Annotated in this window: 19 protein-coding genes; 9 read left to right on the forward strand and 10 right to left on the reverse strand. The window is 66.9% G+C overall.

Going from position 1 to position 16,958, the window contains the following annotated elements; genetic code table 11:
- Positions 1-29: 29 nt before the first annotated feature.
- Positions 30-1,451: an amidase gene (locus TMO_RS22685; protein ID WP_014753145.1), complete on the forward strand. Its 1,422-nt coding sequence runs from the start codon at positions 30-32 to the stop codon at positions 1,449-1,451.
- Positions 1,452-1,498: 47 nt separating this feature from the next.
- Here TMO_RS22685 and TMO_RS22690 read toward each other — a convergent pair whose 3' ends face one another.
- Positions 1,499-2,248 carry an arylmalonate decarboxylase gene (locus tag TMO_RS22690; protein ID WP_014753146.1) on the reverse strand — a complete coding sequence of 250 codons (750 nt, stop codon included), beginning with the start codon at positions 2,246-2,248 and terminating at the stop codon, positions 1,499-1,501.
- A 160-nt stretch (positions 2,249-2,408) separates the two neighbouring features.
- Between TMO_RS22690 and TMO_RS22695 the strand changes: the two genes are divergently transcribed.
- The 4 genes from TMO_RS22695 (at position 2,409) to TMO_RS32395 (ending at position 5,234) form a co-directional block, all read left to right on the forward strand.
- On the forward strand, positions 2,409-3,272 hold the full coding sequence (locus tag TMO_RS22695) for an HpcH/HpaI aldolase/citrate lyase family protein (RefSeq protein WP_014753147.1): 864 nt from the start codon (positions 2,409-2,411) through the stop codon (positions 3,270-3,272).
- Positions 3,273-3,326: 54 nt separating this feature from the next.
- Positions 3,327-3,845: a MaoC family dehydratase gene (locus tag TMO_RS22700; RefSeq protein WP_014753148.1), complete on the forward strand. Its 519-nt coding sequence runs from the start codon at positions 3,327-3,329 to the stop codon at positions 3,843-3,845.
- 216 nt (positions 3,846-4,061) lie between these two features.
- Positions 4,062-4,508 carry an SMI1/KNR4 family protein gene (locus TMO_RS22705; RefSeq protein ID WP_014753149.1) on the forward strand — a complete coding sequence of 149 codons (447 nt, stop codon included), beginning with the start codon at positions 4,062-4,064 and terminating at the stop codon, positions 4,506-4,508.
- Positions 4,509-4,640: 132 nt separating this feature from the next.
- Positions 4,641-5,234 (forward strand): alpha/beta hydrolase, encoded by a 594-nt coding sequence (locus TMO_RS32395; RefSeq protein ID WP_014753150.1) that lies wholly within the window; start codon positions 4,641-4,643, stop codon positions 5,232-5,234.
- 7 nt (positions 5,235-5,241) lie between these two features.
- On the opposite strand, the gene TMO_RS22715 is transcribed toward TMO_RS32395, so the two are convergent.
- Positions 5,242-6,498 carry an acyl-CoA dehydrogenase family protein gene (locus TMO_RS22715; protein WP_041607509.1) on the reverse strand — a complete coding sequence of 419 codons (1,257 nt, stop codon included), beginning with the start codon at positions 6,496-6,498 and terminating at the stop codon, positions 5,242-5,244.
- 211 nt (positions 6,499-6,709) lie between these two features.
- Between TMO_RS22715 and TMO_RS22720 the strand changes: the two genes are divergently transcribed.
- Positions 6,710-7,744 (forward strand): aldo/keto reductase, encoded by a 1,035-nt coding sequence (locus TMO_RS22720; RefSeq protein ID WP_014753152.1) that lies wholly within the window; start codon positions 6,710-6,712, stop codon positions 7,742-7,744.
- Here the strand turns inward: TMO_RS22720 and TMO_RS22725 are convergent.
- The 5 genes from TMO_RS22725 to TMO_RS22745 all read right to left on the reverse strand — a co-directional run bounded on the left by TMO_RS22725 (position 7,741) and on the right by TMO_RS22745 (position 10,833).
- On the reverse strand, positions 7,741-8,259 hold the full coding sequence (locus tag TMO_RS22725; protein WP_014753153.1) for a GNAT family N-acetyltransferase: 519 nt from the start codon (positions 8,257-8,259) through the stop codon (positions 7,741-7,743). The genes TMO_RS22720 and TMO_RS22725 overlap by 4 nt on opposite strands.
- A gap of 142 nt (positions 8,260-8,401) precedes the next feature.
- Positions 8,402-8,791, reverse strand: coding sequence for a nitrile hydratase accessory protein (locus TMO_RS22730; RefSeq protein WP_014753154.1), 390 nt, complete (start codon positions 8,789-8,791; stop codon positions 8,402-8,404).
- 23 nt (positions 8,792-8,814) lie between these two features.
- Positions 8,815-9,426, reverse strand: coding sequence for a nitrile hydratase subunit alpha (gene nthA, locus TMO_RS22735; protein WP_014753155.1), 612 nt, complete (start codon positions 9,424-9,426; stop codon positions 8,815-8,817).
- A gap of 14 nt (positions 9,427-9,440) precedes the next feature.
- Positions 9,441-10,127 carry a nitrile hydratase subunit beta gene (gene nthB / locus TMO_RS22740; RefSeq protein ID WP_014753156.1) on the reverse strand — a complete coding sequence of 229 codons (687 nt, stop codon included), beginning with the start codon at positions 10,125-10,127 and terminating at the stop codon, positions 9,441-9,443.
- Positions 10,128-10,164: 37 nt separating this feature from the next.
- Positions 10,165-10,833 (reverse strand): energy-coupling factor ABC transporter permease, encoded by a 669-nt coding sequence (locus TMO_RS22745; protein WP_014753157.1) that lies wholly within the window; start codon positions 10,831-10,833, stop codon positions 10,165-10,167.
- A gap of 279 nt (positions 10,834-11,112) precedes the next feature.
- Here TMO_RS22745 and TMO_RS22750 point away from each other — a divergent pair, with 279 nt between their 5' ends.
- Together TMO_RS22750 and TMO_RS22755 are read left to right on the forward strand one after the other, a co-directional pair.
- Positions 11,113-12,216 carry a substrate-binding domain-containing protein gene (locus tag TMO_RS22750; RefSeq protein ID WP_014753158.1) on the forward strand — a complete coding sequence of 368 codons (1,104 nt, stop codon included), beginning with the start codon at positions 11,113-11,115 and terminating at the stop codon, positions 12,214-12,216.
- A gap of 60 nt (positions 12,217-12,276) precedes the next feature.
- Positions 12,277-12,735 carry a MarR family winged helix-turn-helix transcriptional regulator gene (locus tag TMO_RS22755; protein ID WP_014753159.1) on the forward strand — a complete coding sequence of 153 codons (459 nt, stop codon included), beginning with the start codon at positions 12,277-12,279 and terminating at the stop codon, positions 12,733-12,735.
- Positions 12,736-12,762: 27 nt separating this feature from the next.
- Here the strand turns inward: TMO_RS22755 and TMO_RS22760 are convergent, their stop codons facing one another.
- The 3 genes from TMO_RS22760 to TMO_RS22770 are packed head-to-tail and all read right to left on the reverse strand — an operon-like array spanning position 12,763 to position 15,289.
- A complete protein-coding gene (locus TMO_RS22760; RefSeq protein ID WP_014753160.1) occupies positions 12,763-13,050 on the reverse strand; it encodes a DUF1330 domain-containing protein in 288 nt (95 codons plus the stop codon).
- A complete protein-coding gene (locus TMO_RS29925) occupies positions 13,047-13,673 on the reverse strand; it encodes a TetR/AcrR family transcriptional regulator (protein ID WP_014753161.1) in 627 nt (208 codons plus the stop codon). Before TMO_RS29925 ends, TMO_RS22760 begins: the two co-directional genes overlap by 4 nt.
- Positions 13,670-15,289, reverse strand: coding sequence for a phytoene desaturase family protein (locus TMO_RS22770; protein WP_014753162.1), 1,620 nt, complete (start codon positions 15,287-15,289; stop codon positions 13,670-13,672). The genes TMO_RS29925 and TMO_RS22770 overlap by 4 nt, the downstream gene beginning before the upstream one ends.
- A 218-nt stretch (positions 15,290-15,507) precedes the next feature.
- On the opposite strand from TMO_RS22770, the gene TMO_RS22775 reads away from it, so the two are divergent.
- Positions 15,508-16,947 (forward strand): aldehyde dehydrogenase family protein, encoded by a 1,440-nt coding sequence (locus TMO_RS22775; protein WP_014753163.1) that lies wholly within the window; start codon positions 15,508-15,510, stop codon positions 16,945-16,947.
- The last annotated feature ends 11 nt before the right edge of the window (positions 16,948-16,958 follow it).

Below are 16,958 nucleotides of genomic sequence, written 5' to 3' on the forward strand. Positions count from 1 at the left end.
CTGACATATCCCTGGATGGAGATATCCCCTTGTCCCAGGATCTCATCGCCCTGTCCGCGGTCGAAGCAGTCGGCCTGCTGCGCCGGGGCGACATCACCCCCCTCGACCTGATCGACGCCGCCGAGGCACGAACCGAAACTGTCGACGGGGCGATCAACGCCCTGCCGATCCGCTGTTTCGATCAAGCGCGGGAAGCGGCCGCATTGCTCGATCCCGCGACCGCCCGGCGCAAGGCCGGCTGGCTGGCGGGGCTGCCGATCGCGGTCAAGGATCTGAGCGATGTGGAGGGCGTCCGCACCACCATGGGCGGCTCGCCGATCTTCAAGGACAGGATCGCGACCGGCTCCAGCTATGAGGTCCGCAATCTTCTGGCGAATGGCGCCCTGCCGGTGGCCAAGGCGACCTCGCCCGAATTCGGCTTCAATGCCACCACCTACAGCCAGCTCTTCGGCTATACCCGAAACCCCTGGAACACGGCGCTGTCCACGGCCGGCTCTTCGGGCGGATCGGCGGCGGCACTCGCGACCGGCGAGGTCTGGCTCGCCACCGGCTCCGATCTGGGCGCCAGCATCCGCGCGCCGGCCGCCTTCTGCGGCGTTGTCGGGTTGAGGCCCGGCCCCGGCCTGGTGCCGCGGGGCCCCGCCACCTATTCCTCGACCCTGCTGCCGGTCAACGGCCCGATGGCGCGCAGCGTCGCCGATGTGGCCCTGATGCTGGACGCCATGGTCGGCCATCAGCCGGGCGACCCGCTGTCCTTCCCCCCGGCCGTGCCCAGCTATCAGACCGGTCTCGACCAGGATCCGGCACAGCTGCGGGTCGGCGTGTCCACCGATCTCGGCATCACCCATTGCGACAGCGAGATTGCCGGGCTGATCCGCAATGCCGGCCGGATTTTCGAGGGCATGGGCGCCGCGGTCGACGAAGGCTGCCCGGATTTCACCGGCGCCATCGAGATCTTCCACACCATCCGCGGTACCGGCCATATCGCCGGCATGGGCAAGCTGGTCGAAAGCCATCGTGATCAGCTGACGCCCGAGATCCTGTGGAGCGTCGAAACCGCCCGCAAGCACGATGCCGATGCGATCGCCACAGCCGAGCGCGAGCGCTCGGCCCTCTATGCCCGGGTCGCCGCCTTCTTCGAGGCCTATGACCTGCTGATCTGCCCCTCGACCGTGGTACCGCCCTTCCCCGTGGACTGGACCACGGTTCGCGAGCATGAGGGCCATGTCTTCGAGCGCTACATCGACTGGATCGCAATCACCTTCGCGATCACCCTGACCGGTTGCCCGGCCATTTCGGTGCCCTGCGGCTTCACCGCCGAAGGCATGCCGGTCGGTGTGCAGATCGTCGGCCGCCCGCGTGGCGAACACGCCCTGCTGAAGGCGGCAGCCGCCTTCGAGCGCGCTGCGGCGCTTGGTCGCCTGACGCCGATCGATCCGCGCCAGGGATGATCATCACAGTGGAAGCGGAGGCCACGGCCACCCGCTTCCACGTCTTCTCAATGCGCCGCCAGCAGCGCGCCGAACCCCTCGACCCGGTCGGTGATGCCGGCCCGACGCAGCGCATGCCAGTAGAGCGCGGTGTTGACCGCGATCACCGGCTTGTCGAGCCAGAATTCAGCCACCGCCGCCAGCCGCGCCATGGGCAGGTTGGTGCCAAGCTGCACGATCGCCTCCACGGCCGGATCGTTCAGGCGGATCAGCGCGTCGCGGATGATCCGGGGTGACAGGTCGGCCATTTCGACCGGCCCCGTCGCCTGCACGCCGCCCACGGCCACGACCTCGAAGCCCAGCCCTTCGAAGAAGCGGACGACCTTGTCTTCCCCCGCCTTCTGATAGGGGGTCAGCACCGCCAGCCGGCGGATGTCGCCATGGGCGCGGATCGCCGGACCGAAGGCATCCGACGCGAGTGTCACGTCGAGCCCGCCCGACCGGGCCGCCAGTCCCGCCGCCAGCCGGGCCGAGGCCTCGGGGCCGTCCCAGAAGGTTTCGGCCGACATGCCCATGATCAGGGCATGGGGGCGGCAGGTGATCACCCGGTCGACCGCCGCCATCAGCTCGGCCTGCACCCGTTCCATCAAGGCGGCGAAATCGGCCTCGGTGGTCAGCGGCCGGTCGGGGATGTGGATGCGCGAGACATGATTGCTCACCCCGCCGGGGCGCATGCGGGCGAATTCGGTCTGCACCACCGTGTTGGTCGACGGCACCATCACGCCGAATTTCAGGCGGCGCCCTTCCTGCTCGAACATCTCCGCTCCTCTCTGCCCGGCGGCTGCCCGATCGGGGCCCGCCCATGACGCCCCTTGCGCGGCGCTTCGTCCCGGCTATGCTACACGGAAAATTTGTCTGGACAAATAGGTGATCTGCGACGACCATCCAGCCGATCACCCCAGCCGCCGGAGACCGTCCTTGTCCCAATCCGCACGCCGCAGCCTGTTGTTCGCCCCCGCGACGCGCCCGGAGATCTTCGCCAAGGCCCTGGCCTCCGGCGCCGACCTGGTCTGTGTCGATCTGGAAGACGCCGTCGCCCCCGACCTGAAGCCGGCCGCCCGCCCGGCCGGCTTCGACTTCCTGCGCGCCGCCGCAGGCGACGGCGCCGGCGGGCCCGAACGGATCCTGCGCATCAACGGGCTGAAGACGATTGCCGGCCTGCACGACCTGGCCGCACTCGCCGGTGCCGGGATTCCCACTGGCATCGTGATGCTGCCTAAGGTTGAAAGCGCGGAGGAACTGCGCCTCGCCGATGCGGTGCTGACCGAAGCCGGCAGCGCGCTGAAGCTGGCCGCGCTGGTGGAGAGCGTGCGCGGGATCGAGGCCGCCCATGCCATCGCCGCGGCAACGCCGCGGCTCGACCTGATGATGTTCGGTGGGGCTGATCTTGCGGCCGAACTCGGCACCCGGGTGGCGCCCGAGCCGATGGCCTATGCCCGCGTCCGGCTGGTCCAGGCCGCACGCGGCGCCGGCATCGATCTGATCGACGTGCCGGCGCTGGATTTCCGCAACCCGGATGCCGTGGCTGAAGACGCCGCCCGCGCCCGGGACCTGGGCTTCACCGGCAAGGCCGCCCTGCATCCCGCCAATGTCGCCCTGGTCAATGCCGCCTTCACCCCGGCCGAGGCCGAGATCGCCTGGGCACGCCGGGTGATCGAGGCCTTCGAGGCCTCGGCCGGCGGCGTCGCCGTGCTCGACGGCAAGCTGATCGAGAAACCGGTGGTCGCGGCCCAGCGCCGGGTGCTGTCGCGCGCCCGGGCCGCCGGCCTGCTCGCTGCCTGATCCGCCCTTCTACAGACACGCTTTACCTCCAGAGACGAGAACGGAGACCTCCCCATGGTGCAGACTCACGTCGCCGTCGGCGAAAACCGCTACCGCGAAAGCTTCGGCCGCTATTTCGAGGATTTCAGCGTCGGTGACATCTACGAGCACCGCCCGAAGCGGACCATCACCCAGAACGACAACATCTGGTTCACCCTGCTGACCATGAACACCCACCCGATGCATTTCGACGAGGAGTTCGCCAAACACTCCGAATTCGGCCAGTGCATCGTCTGCTCGCCCTTCACCGTCGCCCTGCTGGTCGGCATGAGCGTCACCGATGTCAGCCAGAAGGCGATCGCCAATCTGGGCTGGAAGGAAATCAAACTGACTCATCCGGTCTTCGCCGGCGATACGCTGGAGGCGGAATCGGAGGTGCTGGACAAGCGCGAGAGCAAGTCGCGCCCCAATGCCGGCATCGTCACCGTGCGCACGCGGGGCATGAACCAGCACGGCAAGGTGGTCTGCGAATTCGACCGGACCATGCTGATCGCGAAAAAAGGTTACGACGTGGAAGAGAAGGCTGGTTACTGACCGGTTTCGCATCTCCCCCAAGTCGACCCGCCGGTGACCACCCGTCATTCGGACACGCGAAGGGCGTATCATTGGATACGCCCTTCGTCGCATCTATGACACCGGAAGAACATCGGTCGATGACATGCAGGCAGACTAGCATCCATCTGTCGCAGCCCCCTCCCTCTCGCGGCCCTCTCCGTCTCGCGAGGCTGTCCCAGATCATGGATGTCCAGGATGCAGGAAGTCGACACCACCACGCTCACGGCCGGCTTCGTACCGCTCGGCACCCTTCAGCCGGTGCTGCCGGCCATCGAGGAATGCATCACCCGCTGGCGCAATGACGGACGTCTGGACGGCCTGCTGCGCCTGGGCGCGGAAGAGCTTCTGGCCCTCTGTCGCGACGATCTTCCCGCCGATTATCTGCGCTTCCTGAGCGAGGCCGGAGCCGGGCCGCTGCCGGCGGACGGGCTGGTCATGTTCTGCTGCCCGCTCGATTTCGACGAGGTCTATGGCCGGGAGGATGGCGGGCGTTATGCCATCTTTGCAACCGATGCGGGCGGGGCCTGCTATGCCTTCGACCGCGTGGATGCGCTCGCCGTCGTCCGGATTCCGGCCACGGGTGAGCCGATCACCCCGGTGGGCGGGGACTTCACGGCCTTTCTGAGCGGCCTGCTGGATTAGTCTACCATTTTTATCGACTGATTATTTGTCAGGACCAGCAGGGCGCGCTATGCTTCCTTCATAATGCCGGCCGCATCCCGGGCGATGCGGCAGACCGGATTGGACCGGCCGGCCCTGGGGGAGAACCGCGCAATGACCGACGATGCCGGACTGCGCGGCATCCGGACGCTGATCCTGGATGCCGGCCCCCATGCCAGTACCTCCGGACGCCTGCTGCGCCGCCTTGCCGTCGAGGCAGGCGAGGCCCGGGTGCTCCGCCTTGCCGGGACCCATGACGACATGCTCTCCAGGGTCTGCCGGATGGTGGCTGCCGCACCAGGTGTGGTGATCTGCGGCCATAATCTTGGGGCGGCCCTTGCCTTGCATCTGGCCGATCGCCCGGTCGCCCGGGCGGTGGGCGGACTGCTGCTGCTCGCCCCCGCCGATGTCGAACAGCGCCCCGGGCTTGAAGACCATGGCCCCCTGCCCCGCGGCCAGCTGCCCTTCCCAACCATCGTCGCCGCCCGGCCGGGGGACCCCTGGATGGATGACGCCCGGCTGAAGCGGCTGGCGCTCTGCTGGTGCGCGGAACGGGTGGAGCTTGGCGGCGATGACGACCGGCCGGCGCTGCGCCGCCTGCTCCGCCGGCTGCTGCTGCGCGCACGGATCGACCGCGAGGGCCCGCCCGCCGGCCGTCCGCCACTGATGGCCGAAGACGGCCCGCCCGCCCGCGGCTGGCTGATGTGAGCCCCGCTTATAGTCCTGCGGGTCCGGTAAAGTGCCGGGTGTTCCGGCCGATCGCCGCCCGCGCCGCCTTCAGCTCCGCCTTCGCCACCGTCTGCAGATGCACCTCGTCGGGCCCGTCCAGCACCCTGAGCGCCCGGCCCCAGCTCCAGAGCCCGGCAAGCGGCGTGTCGGGCGACAGGCCCGCCGCGCCGAAGACCTGCATCGCCCGGTCCAGCACCCGGGTCTGCAGCCGCGCACTTGCAAGCTTGATCGCAGAGACCGCCGTGCGCGCCGCCGCATTGCCTTTCGTGTCCATCAGCCAGGCCGCCTGCATCACCAGCAGCCGGCACTGGTCGATCTCGATCCGGCTTTCGGCGATCCACTCGCGGATATTGGCACGATCGGCCAGAGGTGTGCCGCCGATCCGGCGTTCCAGCGCCCGCTCGGTCATCAGCTCCAGCGCCAGTTCGCACTGACCCACCGAACGCATGGCATGATGCACCCGCCCGGGCCCCAGCCGGGCCTGGGCGATGGCAAAGGCGTCACCCTCGGCCCCGATCAGATGTGCCGCCGGCACCCGGACATTGCGGAACACGATCTCGCCATGCCCGTCTGCCGCATGCGCGCCCATCAGCGTGATGTCGCGCACGATCTTCACGCCGGGGACGTCGATCGGCACGATCACGAAGGAATGCCGCCGGTGGCGCTCCGCCAGACCGTCCGGGTCGGAGACGCCGAAGACGATGGCGAAGGACAGATGCGGATGGCGGGTGCCGGTGATGAACCATTTCCGCCCTTCCACCACGTAATCGTCGCCGTCCCGGCGGATGGTGGTGGCGAGCGAAGTGGGGTCGGATGACGGCGCATCCGGCTCCGACATGCAGAAAACCGACCGGATCTCCCCCAGCAGCAGCGGATCCAGCCAGCGCGCCTTCTGATCCGGCGTGCCGAACAGCTGCAGCAGCTCCATATTGCCGCTGTCCGGCGCCGCGCAGTTGAACACCTCCGAGGCCCAGGGGACCCGGCCCATGATCTCGGCCAGTGGCGCATACTCGGCATTCGACAGCCTGACCCCCGGCTGATCGTCGGTCAGCGACGGCAGGAACAGGTTCCACAGCCCGGCCTCCCAGGCTCGCGCCTTCAGCCGTTCGATGATCTCCGTCGGATGGCCGCCGTCGAGGAAGGCCCGCGTCACCGCCCCATGGGCCGGCAGGATATAGTGGTCCATGAAATCCGTCAGCCGCTGGCGCAGCGCTTCGACATGAGGCGGGTGGTCAAACTGCATCTTGTTGTTCTTTCTCTCGACCGGACCAGGGCAGACATCATTCATACGTTCGTTTGAATTGAAGATCGCATATGGCCTGCCCGAGGTCAAGGCGCGCCGCAGATCCTGGAATTCAGGGCACAGATGATGTGCCCGCACCGCCGATACCGGATCCCGGCGTCCAGGCCCATCTGGCGGGGTGAGACAGTCACCCTGATGGAAGGACGGATCGATGGAGCATCGTCAGCTGGGCGCTTCGGGCCTCAAACTGCCGGTTCTGGGGCTTGGGACAGGCACCTTCGGCGGTAGCGGGCCGCTGTTCGGCGCCTGGGGCAATACCGATGTGGCAGAGGCCCGGCGGCTGATCGACATCTGCCTGGAGGCCGGCGTCACCCTGTTCGACAGCGCCGATGTCTATTCCGACGGCGCCTCGGAACAGGTTCTGGGCCAGGCGATTCGCGGCCGGCGCGACCGGGTGATCCTGTCGACCAAGATGGGCCTGCCCATGGGGCCCGGTGCCAATGACGCAGGCGTCGGTCGCGACCGGCTGATCCGCGGCGTGGACGCGGCACTCCGCCGGCTTGGGACCGACCGGATCGACATCCTGCAACTCCACGCCCATGACGCCGCCACCCCGGTGGACGAGGTGGTGGCGACGCTGGATGACCTGATCCGCGCGGGCAAGCTGCGCCATGCCGGGGTCTCGAACTATCCCGGCTGGGCCTTGATGAAGGCGCTGGCGGCCGCCGACCGCACCGGCCGCAGCCGCTTCGTCGCCCATCAGGTCTATTATTCGCTGATCGGCCGCGACTATGAATGGGAGCTGATGAAGCTGGGGCAGGATCAGAAGGTCGGCGCCCTGGTCTGGAGCCCGCTCGGCTGGGGCCGGCTGACCGGCCGCATCGGCCGCAACCGTCCGATCCCCGCCGGCAGCCGGCTACACGACACCGCCGCCTTCGCGCCCCCGGTCGACGAGGCCCTGCTCTACCGCGTGACCGACGTTCTGGACGAGATTGCCGCCGAGACCGGACGCACGGTGCCGCAGATCGCGATCAACTGGCTGCTCGGCCGCCCGACGGTCACCTCGGTGATCATCGGCGCGCGCAACGAGGCGCAGCTGCGGGACAATCTGGGCGCCACAGGCTGGCAGCTGACCCAGGACCAGATCGCCCGGCTGGATGCGGCCAGCGTCCGGGACGCCCCCTATCCGCACTTCCCCTATCGGCGGCAAGAGGCTTTCGCCCGGCTCGATCCGCCGGCGGTTTAAGGCAACAGCCGCTTCTCGTAACGCCAGACCACGATGTCGAACGGGCCGTCTGCCGTCTGAAGCTGCATAGGCGTGGTCGCAGCCCGATGCCAGCCGGCCTTCTCGTAAAAGCGGGCGGCACGGTCATTCCCCACCACACAGGAAAGCCAGGCGATGTCCACTCCAGACGCGGCAAGCTGCGCCTCCGCCGCCAACATCAACGGCATCGCCAGACCATGGCCGCGCAGGGCGGGATCGACATAGAACTGGTCGAGACAGGCACCCTTCAGCCAGAAAAAACCGGCGGGGGCGCCGTCTGGCCCGGTCACCTGCACTTCGCCCGCCGGTGCCGCCTCAAGCCGGGCCACGAAACTCTCCAGCCGCCGCGCCCGGACAAGACCCTCGGACGCCGACGCCAGATGCCCGTCGCACCAGCCCTGATGCCAGAGCCGGGCGAGCGACGGGATATCCGCCGGGGCAAGCGGGCGCATCGGCGCCGGATCGAGATGGCGGAAAGCCTCGACGGGGGCGGTCATAAAGGGGCATCTCCTCGCGGCAGCTGCACCTCTCTGCGAGAGGCCCTCTTCCGAGAATAGAATGCCGCCGGTGCAAGGTGAAGCGCCGGGGGCGGAACGGCATCCGCTCCCCGGCGCTTCATTTCACCTCTTGTACCTGATGTCAAAAGCCGACCCGATCGATCGTGATCGGATCGTAGCGGGCGACATGGTGCTTGTGCGGCGGCGTGGCGAGAATGTGCCGCGCCCGGTCATCGAGCCCGTCGGTGGCAAGCCGCCGATGCTGCGCGAGGACCACTTCCAGCGCCGTGACGAAGTGTTCGTAATAGTTCCACTGCTCGGGTCCGAACCCAGGATTGGCCGCCTCCCAATTGCGGATGGCATCGGTCAGCGCTTCCTGAAATTCGCCCCAGGCGAATTCGCCCGCCTCGCAGGCGGCAATGGCGATGGCGAAGGCCCGCAATTCCCAGGGCTTGTCGAAGGGCACCTGCCCCTCGCGCCGCTCAAGCAGAACGGCCAGATCGGTGCTGCAACTTGTCGATACAGGCATCATCTGCGATGTCCCTTGCCGGTCGTTCAGGCCGCCCGGGGGAAGCCGGTGCCGATCATCGAATCCCGGGTAACCAGGGCCGCAAGCTCGTCAGCCCCCATCCCGTCGGTGCCCGCGGGGCGCTGCGGCAGCACCCAGTAGCGGATTTCGGAATTCGAATCCCACACCCGGATCTCGGTTTCCTGCGGGATGTCGAGCCGGAAATCCTCTTTCAGGCAGAGGCGCGGCTCGCGGATGATCCGGGCGCGATAGGGCATCGACTTGAACCAGTTCGGCGGCAGGCCGAGCACGGGCCAGGGATAGCAGGAGCAGAGCGAGCAGACGACGACGTTATGGATCGTATCGGTGTTCTCGACGACGATCATGTGCTCGCCCTGCAGGCCGCCGATCCCCAGTTCGTGGCAGGCGGCACTGGCATCCGCCAGAAGCCGGGCCTTGAACTCGGGATCGGTCCAGGCCCTGGCCACCACAGAGGCGCCGAGCCGCGGGCCGACCTCGTTTTCATAGACGGCGGCGAAGCGGTCGACACCCGCTTCCGACATCAGCCCGCCTTCGATCAGGATGGCCTCGATCGCCTTCACGCGGGCCGCGATCTCTTCCTCGCTGCGGGGTGTGTAGACCAGATTGACTCGGGTCATGCATCGTCCTCCCTTCAGGACCGCGCCAGGGTGATGTAGGGCTCCCACATGTCGACATGCTGACATGCGTTGGGATCGGCATGTTCCGCCCCGTAGAGTTCTGACTGGGCGAAACGGACGGTGTAGAGATGTTCGGCGGTCTCTCCGCCACCGGCGGCGGTGGTGTCGGGAAAGACATGGGCGCCGTGATGCATCACGATCTCGCCGACACGCCCCATGGCATAGCGGGGCCGGCGATGGTGATGGCGGGGCACCGAGGCATCGACGACGACTTTGTCCCCGATCCGGAATTTCGGCGCCGTCTCGATCTGCCGGGCGGCCGGGAAGCCGTTCTGGATGGCCCAGTTGGCGAAGTCGACGAGGGCCGGGTCGTCATTCGGCGGCAATGGCGCATCCGGATACTGAAGATAATAGGCCGTCCGCTTGTCCAGCTCCTCGCGGGTCCAATGACCCTTTTCGCAGCCGATCCGTTCGACCGCATCCACCCAATGCTCGTAATAGAAGGCGGTGAGGTAATGGAGCGGGTGCATCCCCTCCAGATGCTTGCGGAATTCGTCCAGGCCGAACATCCCGGCCCGGGCCGCGAAGGGGAACAGCGCCCAGGCCGCCTTTTCCCATTCGGCATGATAGGGCGGCTCCCAGGCGGTGGGCCCGACCGGCCCCATCCCGTCGATACCGCCGAGGTCGTGAATACCGTTCATAGCTCATCTCCCTGCTGCAGGACCGGTCCCGGGACCATCAGGCCGGCGCATGGAGGCGACGCTCCAGCAGCATGCCGTTGCGGAGCGACTTCGCGAGCGCCAGCACGCCCAGATCGATCAGAGGTTCGGCCAGAATGACCGCCAGATAGGCCGCCCCGAAGGCCGAGACCGACTGCAGAACCGAAAGCTCGACGCCCTGGCCGTAAAACACCCAGAACGCCACCCACGAGACGATGCCGGCCTGGTAGGTAGCCGAAAGCGCGAGCACCTGACGATAGGAGAGGTCGACATAGGGCGTGCCCGGCGCGATCAGACGCCGCGCGGCCCAGGACAGCGCAAAGAGCGGCACCAGAAGCGTCGTGACGTTCATGCCGTATTGCGGCAGGTCGAAGGGCGCGAAGAGCAGCCCCTGTACCAGCAGCCCCGATGCCAAGCCGATGGCCGCAGGGGCGAGGCCGAACATCAGAAACAGCGTGGAGCCGAGGATCAGATGAACCTCCGACACGCCGACCGCCGGATGCGGCAGCAGCTGGAAAAGACCAAGCACGACGGCCGCCGCGATGCCGCTGCGGGCAGCGAGTGACGCGCCGCCGCGGTTTCTGATCTCGTCATAGCCGAATTTGAGCGTCGCCAGCCCGGCCCCGGCCGCCGTCGCGTATCCCAGGATGGCCTTTGCGCCATCCACGATGCCCGGTTCGATGTGCATCGTCCGCCTCCTGTTTTTTATTGGAGAGCACCCGCGCGCATGTCATCCACTCAGGACGCGCTCTTCCCCCGCGCGCCTTCCCGGGATCATGGCCCCGGCTGCCGCGTCGGGTGCTGTCTTATTCATAATTGTCAGATGACATTATTGCAAAGGAAATATATTTGTATGTCGGTGGATCACCCCTGAACATGTGGGGCGCGCCGCAGATGAGTCCCGCCCCGCCCGCAGCGCCCCGCACAGGCGAGCCGACAGGCCAATCACTGACCGGGAGCCTTGAAGATGATTCAGGTGGTTTCTATGCTGAAAACAAATCAGCGGGGGCCGGTGACCATGTCCAAAGTGAATATCGGATTGCTGATCTCGCAAAGCGGCCCGACCGGTATCTGGGCGCCATCCTGTCTGAACGGCGCCATCCTGAGCGCCGCCGAGACAAACGCCGCCGGGGGCGTCCATGGCCAGGAAATCAACCTGGTCGTGCGAGACGCCGGCTGGGATCCGGCCGTGGCGGCGCGCATCGCCCGGGATCTGGTCGAGATCGACAATGTCTCGGTGATCGTCGCCATGGTGGCATCCAATGCCCGACGGCGGATCTCGTTCGCGATCGCCGGGCGTGTGCCCTTCATCTATACGCCGAACTATGAAATGGACGCGCCCGAACCGACCATTGCGCTCAGCGCCACCGATGACCGCCTGATCCCGCCCATGCTCGCCTGGATCGAACAGCGCTTTCGCGCGCGCCGGTTCCTGATGATCGGCAGCGACTATCGCTGGCCGCAGCGGACCATGCCGATGACCGGCCGGATGATCGCGGCGGCGGGCGGCACCGTGGTCGGCATGCTGTCCCGGCCGCTGGATGCGCCGGAAGACTGGGACCGGCGCGCGGTCGAAGACATCCGCAAGGCGGATCCCGACGTCGTTCTCTGCTTTCTGGTCGGGGATCAGGGCATCCCCTTCTACCGGATCTATGGCGAGGCCGGGCTTGCCGGCAGGATCCCGAGATGCGCCATCGCCACCGACGAAACCATCCTCACCAGCCTCTCACCCGCAGCGATGGAAGGGCTGTTCGCCGGGGCCTGCTATTTCGCCGCGGCCCGGACTGCGCCCAATACCGCGTTCATGGAACGCTACTGGTCGTCCTTCGGAAGCCTGGCGCCGATCCCCAACGCCTATGGGCAATCCTGCTATGAAGGCGTCAGCTTCGCGCTCGGCCTCATCGGCCGGTGCCGGTCCGCCGACCCTCGCCGCCTGCTGAGCCTGCCGCCGCATGGGGTCGAATATCGGTCCGCCCGGTTCGACACCGCCACCGGCACGCTCTCGCAACGCCTGCCGGTCTATATCGCGGCGGCAGACGGGTTGTCCTTCGATGTCGTCGCCCGGTTCTGAGGAGTCTGATATGAATACACCGTCTTCCGGCCCCGCCCGGGAAACGACAAGGAAACAGTGATGTCCGGCGAGTCTCTCCAAACGACCATCGGCTTTCTGGTCGCCAATCTGAACCGCCAGCTCGAACGCGAGCTGGAAGAGAATCTGCGGCCGCTGAAGCTGCCGGTCGACCAGCTCCGGGTCCTTCAGACGCTGGCCTCCGACGGTGCGGCCGACGGGCTCAGCATGTCGGAAATCGCCCGAACGATTCTGATCGATGCCTCGACCCTGACCAAGGTGATCGATCGGATGATCTCGGACAGCCTGGTCTATCGGGCCGCCGATCCGGCCGATCGCCGCCGGGTCCGCGTGCTGCTGACCCAGAAAGGCGCCGCCCTTCTGAAGACGCTGCGCCCGATGCTCGACCGGCAGGAGGCGGAGCTTCGGCGCACTTTCGACGTGTTGATGGACGACCCGACGCCGCGGAACTTCGCGGAGTTGCTGGAGCATTTCTGCAAGCGAAGCGCGCCGCCGGCATAGGGTCGCCCGGATACAGGCGGCGCCCGATCAGACCCCTTCCACCATCAGCACGCGATAGTCGGCCGCCCGATAGCGATGGCCGCGGGCCTCGGCATAGGCCGGGCTGTCATACCAGGCGCGGGCGGCATCCATGTCGGGGAAGGACAGGATCACCACGCCTTCCGCCGCCGCACCTTCCAGCACCTGATGGGGGCCATAGAAGGCAAGCGGGGTGATCGGGTGGTCGCCGCGCGCGGCACGGGCGCCGGCGGCATAGTCCTTGAAGGCGTCTTCGTCGCGCATCTTCTCGCGGATCATCACGACATAGGCGGTCACGGGGCATCTCCTCCATGGGGGTGGTCTGGTTTCGACATCAAGGTGACCATCCGCCTGAACCCATCGGCAAACTGGCGGCGCGCGACCACCGGATCGGAGGTGATCGCACCCGACAGGTAGAACGCGCCGAACCCGATGCAGTAGGCCAGCAGGTCGGTCGTCATATGCCGCAGATTGCCGGTCTGAAGCCGGCCGGCCTCGACGCATTCCCGAATGGCATCGCGGGCCACGTCGTAGGTGGGCAGATGGATCCCCTCGATCGGGCGCCGGTCCTTCAGCCCGCTCAGCGTGCCGGAAGACAGGAACATCAGTTCGAAATAAGCGCTCTTCTCGATCGCGAAGTCGAAGACGCGGGCCGCCAGCGCCTCCAGATGGCGGACCGGATCCGCCTCCTGCCGTTCGATCGAGAGATAGCCTTCATAGATCCGGAAGCCCTCTTCGATCAGGGCACGCATCAGGGCTTCCTTGTCGGCGAAATGGCGGTAGATCGCCATGGGCGACAGGCCGGCCCGTTTGGCGATTTCCCGCAGGGAAACCGAGCCTGCGCCCATCTCCAGGAAGGCGTCGACGGCAATGGCGAGGATCCGGCTGCGCGTGTCCGACGGAGCCCCGCCCTCAGTCATGAGGCATCCTGAGCGAAAACCGGCGCCTTCTTGATCTCATCGACCATGTCCCTGCCAGTGACGGCAGAGGCACAGAGCACACCGCCGAACAACGCGCCGATGATGCCGTCGCTGGTCACGTCCTGTCCAGTCAGATACAGGCCCGGTACGGGGGTCTGCGCCCGCAGCCAGTCCTGTTCATAGCGCTGCGGCGAGCTTTCGATCCCCAGAAAATCGCCGTATTGCTGACGGACGAAGGTCTCGTAGGTCAGCGGGGTCGAGACCTCGACATAGCGCACGGCACCGCGGGTCGCAGGTACCAGGCGATAGAGATCGGCCAACAGGCGCTCCTGCACCTTCGCCTTCATCGCCTCGTAATCGGCGCCGCGCTTCATCCACCGCGTACCCTGCCAGGGGGCGAAGTGGCGGTAGTCGGTCAGCGCGTGCATCTCGATCGTCGACCGGTTCGGGAAGGTCTCGTTCCATGTCGGGTCCTTCGCCGAGGCGAAGGTGATGAAGTGAAACGGAAACGGCGCATCGAAATCGACACGGTGCGCCGCCAGGTTGGCGTCGAAATCGGTCCCCGGATGCGCCCAGATATTCGCAGGCTCCAGACCCAGCGTCGCCGCATCCCCCTCCAGCCCGATATGCAGCCCGACCACGGTATTGGTATAGGTCACGCTCTCGCGCATCCGGTCCAGCCCGGCCGCCGCACGCGCCTCGGGCGCCATCAGCCGGCCGAAGGTGTTGCGCAGGCCGGCGCCGCTGATCACGACCCCGGCGCGCACCTCTTCCCCCGATGCCATCACGACACCGGTCGCCCGGCCGTCCTCGACCAGGATGTGCGCCACCTCGGCACCATGCAGGACCAGCCCGCCCGCCGCCTCGATCACCGGCACGATCGCATCCGCAAAGGCCCGGCCGCCGCCATGGGGATAGCTGGCGCCGTTCATATAGTGCTTGGCCAGCATGGCATGCATGGCGAAGGAACTGCGCGCGGGTTCGATGCCGTAATCGCCCCAGTTGGCGCAAAGTACCGCGGTCAGTTCAGGATCCGAGGTCAGGTCGGCGATCACTTCGCGGGTCGTGCGCCGGGCGAAATCATGGAAGGGGCCGGTCATCGCTTCCAGCGCCGGCATCGGCCGGTCTGCCGGATAAGCCTTCAGAGCGAAGAAGGGGGCCGAGGACTTCGATGCCGCCGCCAGAAGCTCCAGATAGCGGTCGATCGCGGCATGCTCCTGCGGGAACCAGCCGTGGAGCGCGGCCCGATAGGCCTCGACTCCGGCGGGAATGCGATATTCGCGCCCGGCAATGTTCATCCGGTTGTAGATCGGGGGCAGATGCGCCCAGCGGATCCCACCCCGGGCCGCGTAGTCGAACATCTTCCAGGTCAGCGTCCGTGGCGATGCGACGTCGCCGATATAATGCATGCCTACCGTCCAGCGATACCCGGCCCGGTCATAGCTCTGGGTCAGGCCGCCGATCACGGCGTTCTGCTCCAGCACCAGCATGCGCATCCCCTGCTGCGCCAGGACGGAGGCCACCCCCAGCCCGCCCATGCCGGAGCCGATGACGATGGCGTCGAAGCCATGAGGAATGCCGTCCTTGCGCCTGTAGGGCCGCCCTTTGGTGTACATGCATCCTCCCGATTCTTTTGTTTATGCTTGTAAACTATCATACCGGGCCGCTTGGACAAGTCGGATTCTGAAATCCGGCATCTCTGTCCTCATCCGGTCAAATTCCGCAGACAGATTATCGAATGGCGGCCGGTTGCATAGTATACGACTGTACACTATGACTCGATCGGAGGAAACCTGAAGCCCCACACAGACCGGACAGAAAGGACGGCCCAGAGATGTCGGACCATCAGCCGAGCCCGACCATGACCATCAACGGTCATGGCGTGACCTCATCCCAGGTGATCGAGGTGATCAACCCGGCCACCAGCGAGGTCTTCGCCACCGCCCCGGACTGCAGCCGCGAGCAGCTGGACGCGGCGGTCGAAACCGCGCAGCAGGCCTGGGAAAGCTGGCGCCGGACCCCGGTGGCCGAGCGCCAGGCCGCCGTACGTGGCGTCGCCCGTGTACTGCGCGGCCATGCCGACGAGCTGGCACGCCTGTTCACCGCCGAACAGGGCCGGCCGCTGAAGGCCGCCCGGCAGGAAATCACCGGCGCCGCCGACTGGCTGGATGTCGTGGCCGGCATGACCCCGCCCGAGCATCTGACCGAAATGCCGGATGGTCAGCGCATGCATACCCGCCATGTGCCGCTGGGCGTGATCTGCGCGATCGCGCCCTGGAACTTCCCGGTCAGCCTGGCGATGTGGAAGCTGGGTCCCGCGCTGGTGGCGGGCAACACCGTGGTGCTGAAGCCGTCGCCCTTCACCCCGCTCTGCACGCTCAGAATCGGCGAGTTGCTGCGCGACGTGCTGCCGGCGGGCGTGCTGAACGTGATCAGCGGCAGCGACCGGCTGGGCCCCTGGATGACCGCGCATCCGGGTTTCGCCAAGATCTCGTTCACGGGATCCACCGCCACCGGCAAGGCGGTGCTGGCCAGCGCCGCCGCCGATCTGAAGCGCGTGACCCTGGAACTGGGCGGCAATGACGCGGCGATCGTGATGCCCGATGTCGATGTCGACACGGTCGCCCAGAAGATCTTTTTCGGCGCCTTCTTCAACACTGCCCAGATCTGCGTCGCGACCAAGCGGCTCTATGTCCACGAAGACATCTACGACGCACTGCGCGACCGGCTGGTTGCGATCGCCCGATCGGTGAAGATGGGTGACGGCACCGAACAGGGCACGGTTCTGGGGCCGATCCAGAACCGGCGCCAGTTCGACCGGGTGATGGAGCTGCTGGACGACGCCCGGCGGAACGGGCTGACCCTGCTTCAGGGCGCAGACGTGCCCGCATCGGGGTATTTCATCCCGGTGACCATCGTCGACAACCCGCCCGAGGCATCGCGTGTGGTCCAGGAAGAGGCCTTCGGCCCGGTGCTGCCGATGATGCGCTTCTCGGATGTCGACGAGGTGATCGCGCGCGCCAATGACAGCCCCTATGGCCTGGCCGGCGCGGTCTGGTCGGCGGACGAGGTGGCGGCGATCGCCATCGCCGAACGGCTGGAGACCGGCACCGTCTGGATCAACCAGAACCTCAACATCCGCCCCGACACCCCCTTCGCCGGCCACAAGCAGAGCGGTTTCGGCGTCGAGAACGGCATGGAAGGACTGCTGGAATATACCGTGCCGCAGGCCATCCATCTGCCGCCGCTCGCGGCGCGGCGCGGCGGGTCCTGAACGGCCGGCGA

Origin of the sequence: Tistrella mobilis KA081020-065 (assembly GCF_000264455.2) — a bacterium.
GTDB lineage: Bacteria > Pseudomonadota > Alphaproteobacteria > Tistrellales > Tistrellaceae > Tistrella > Tistrella mobilis.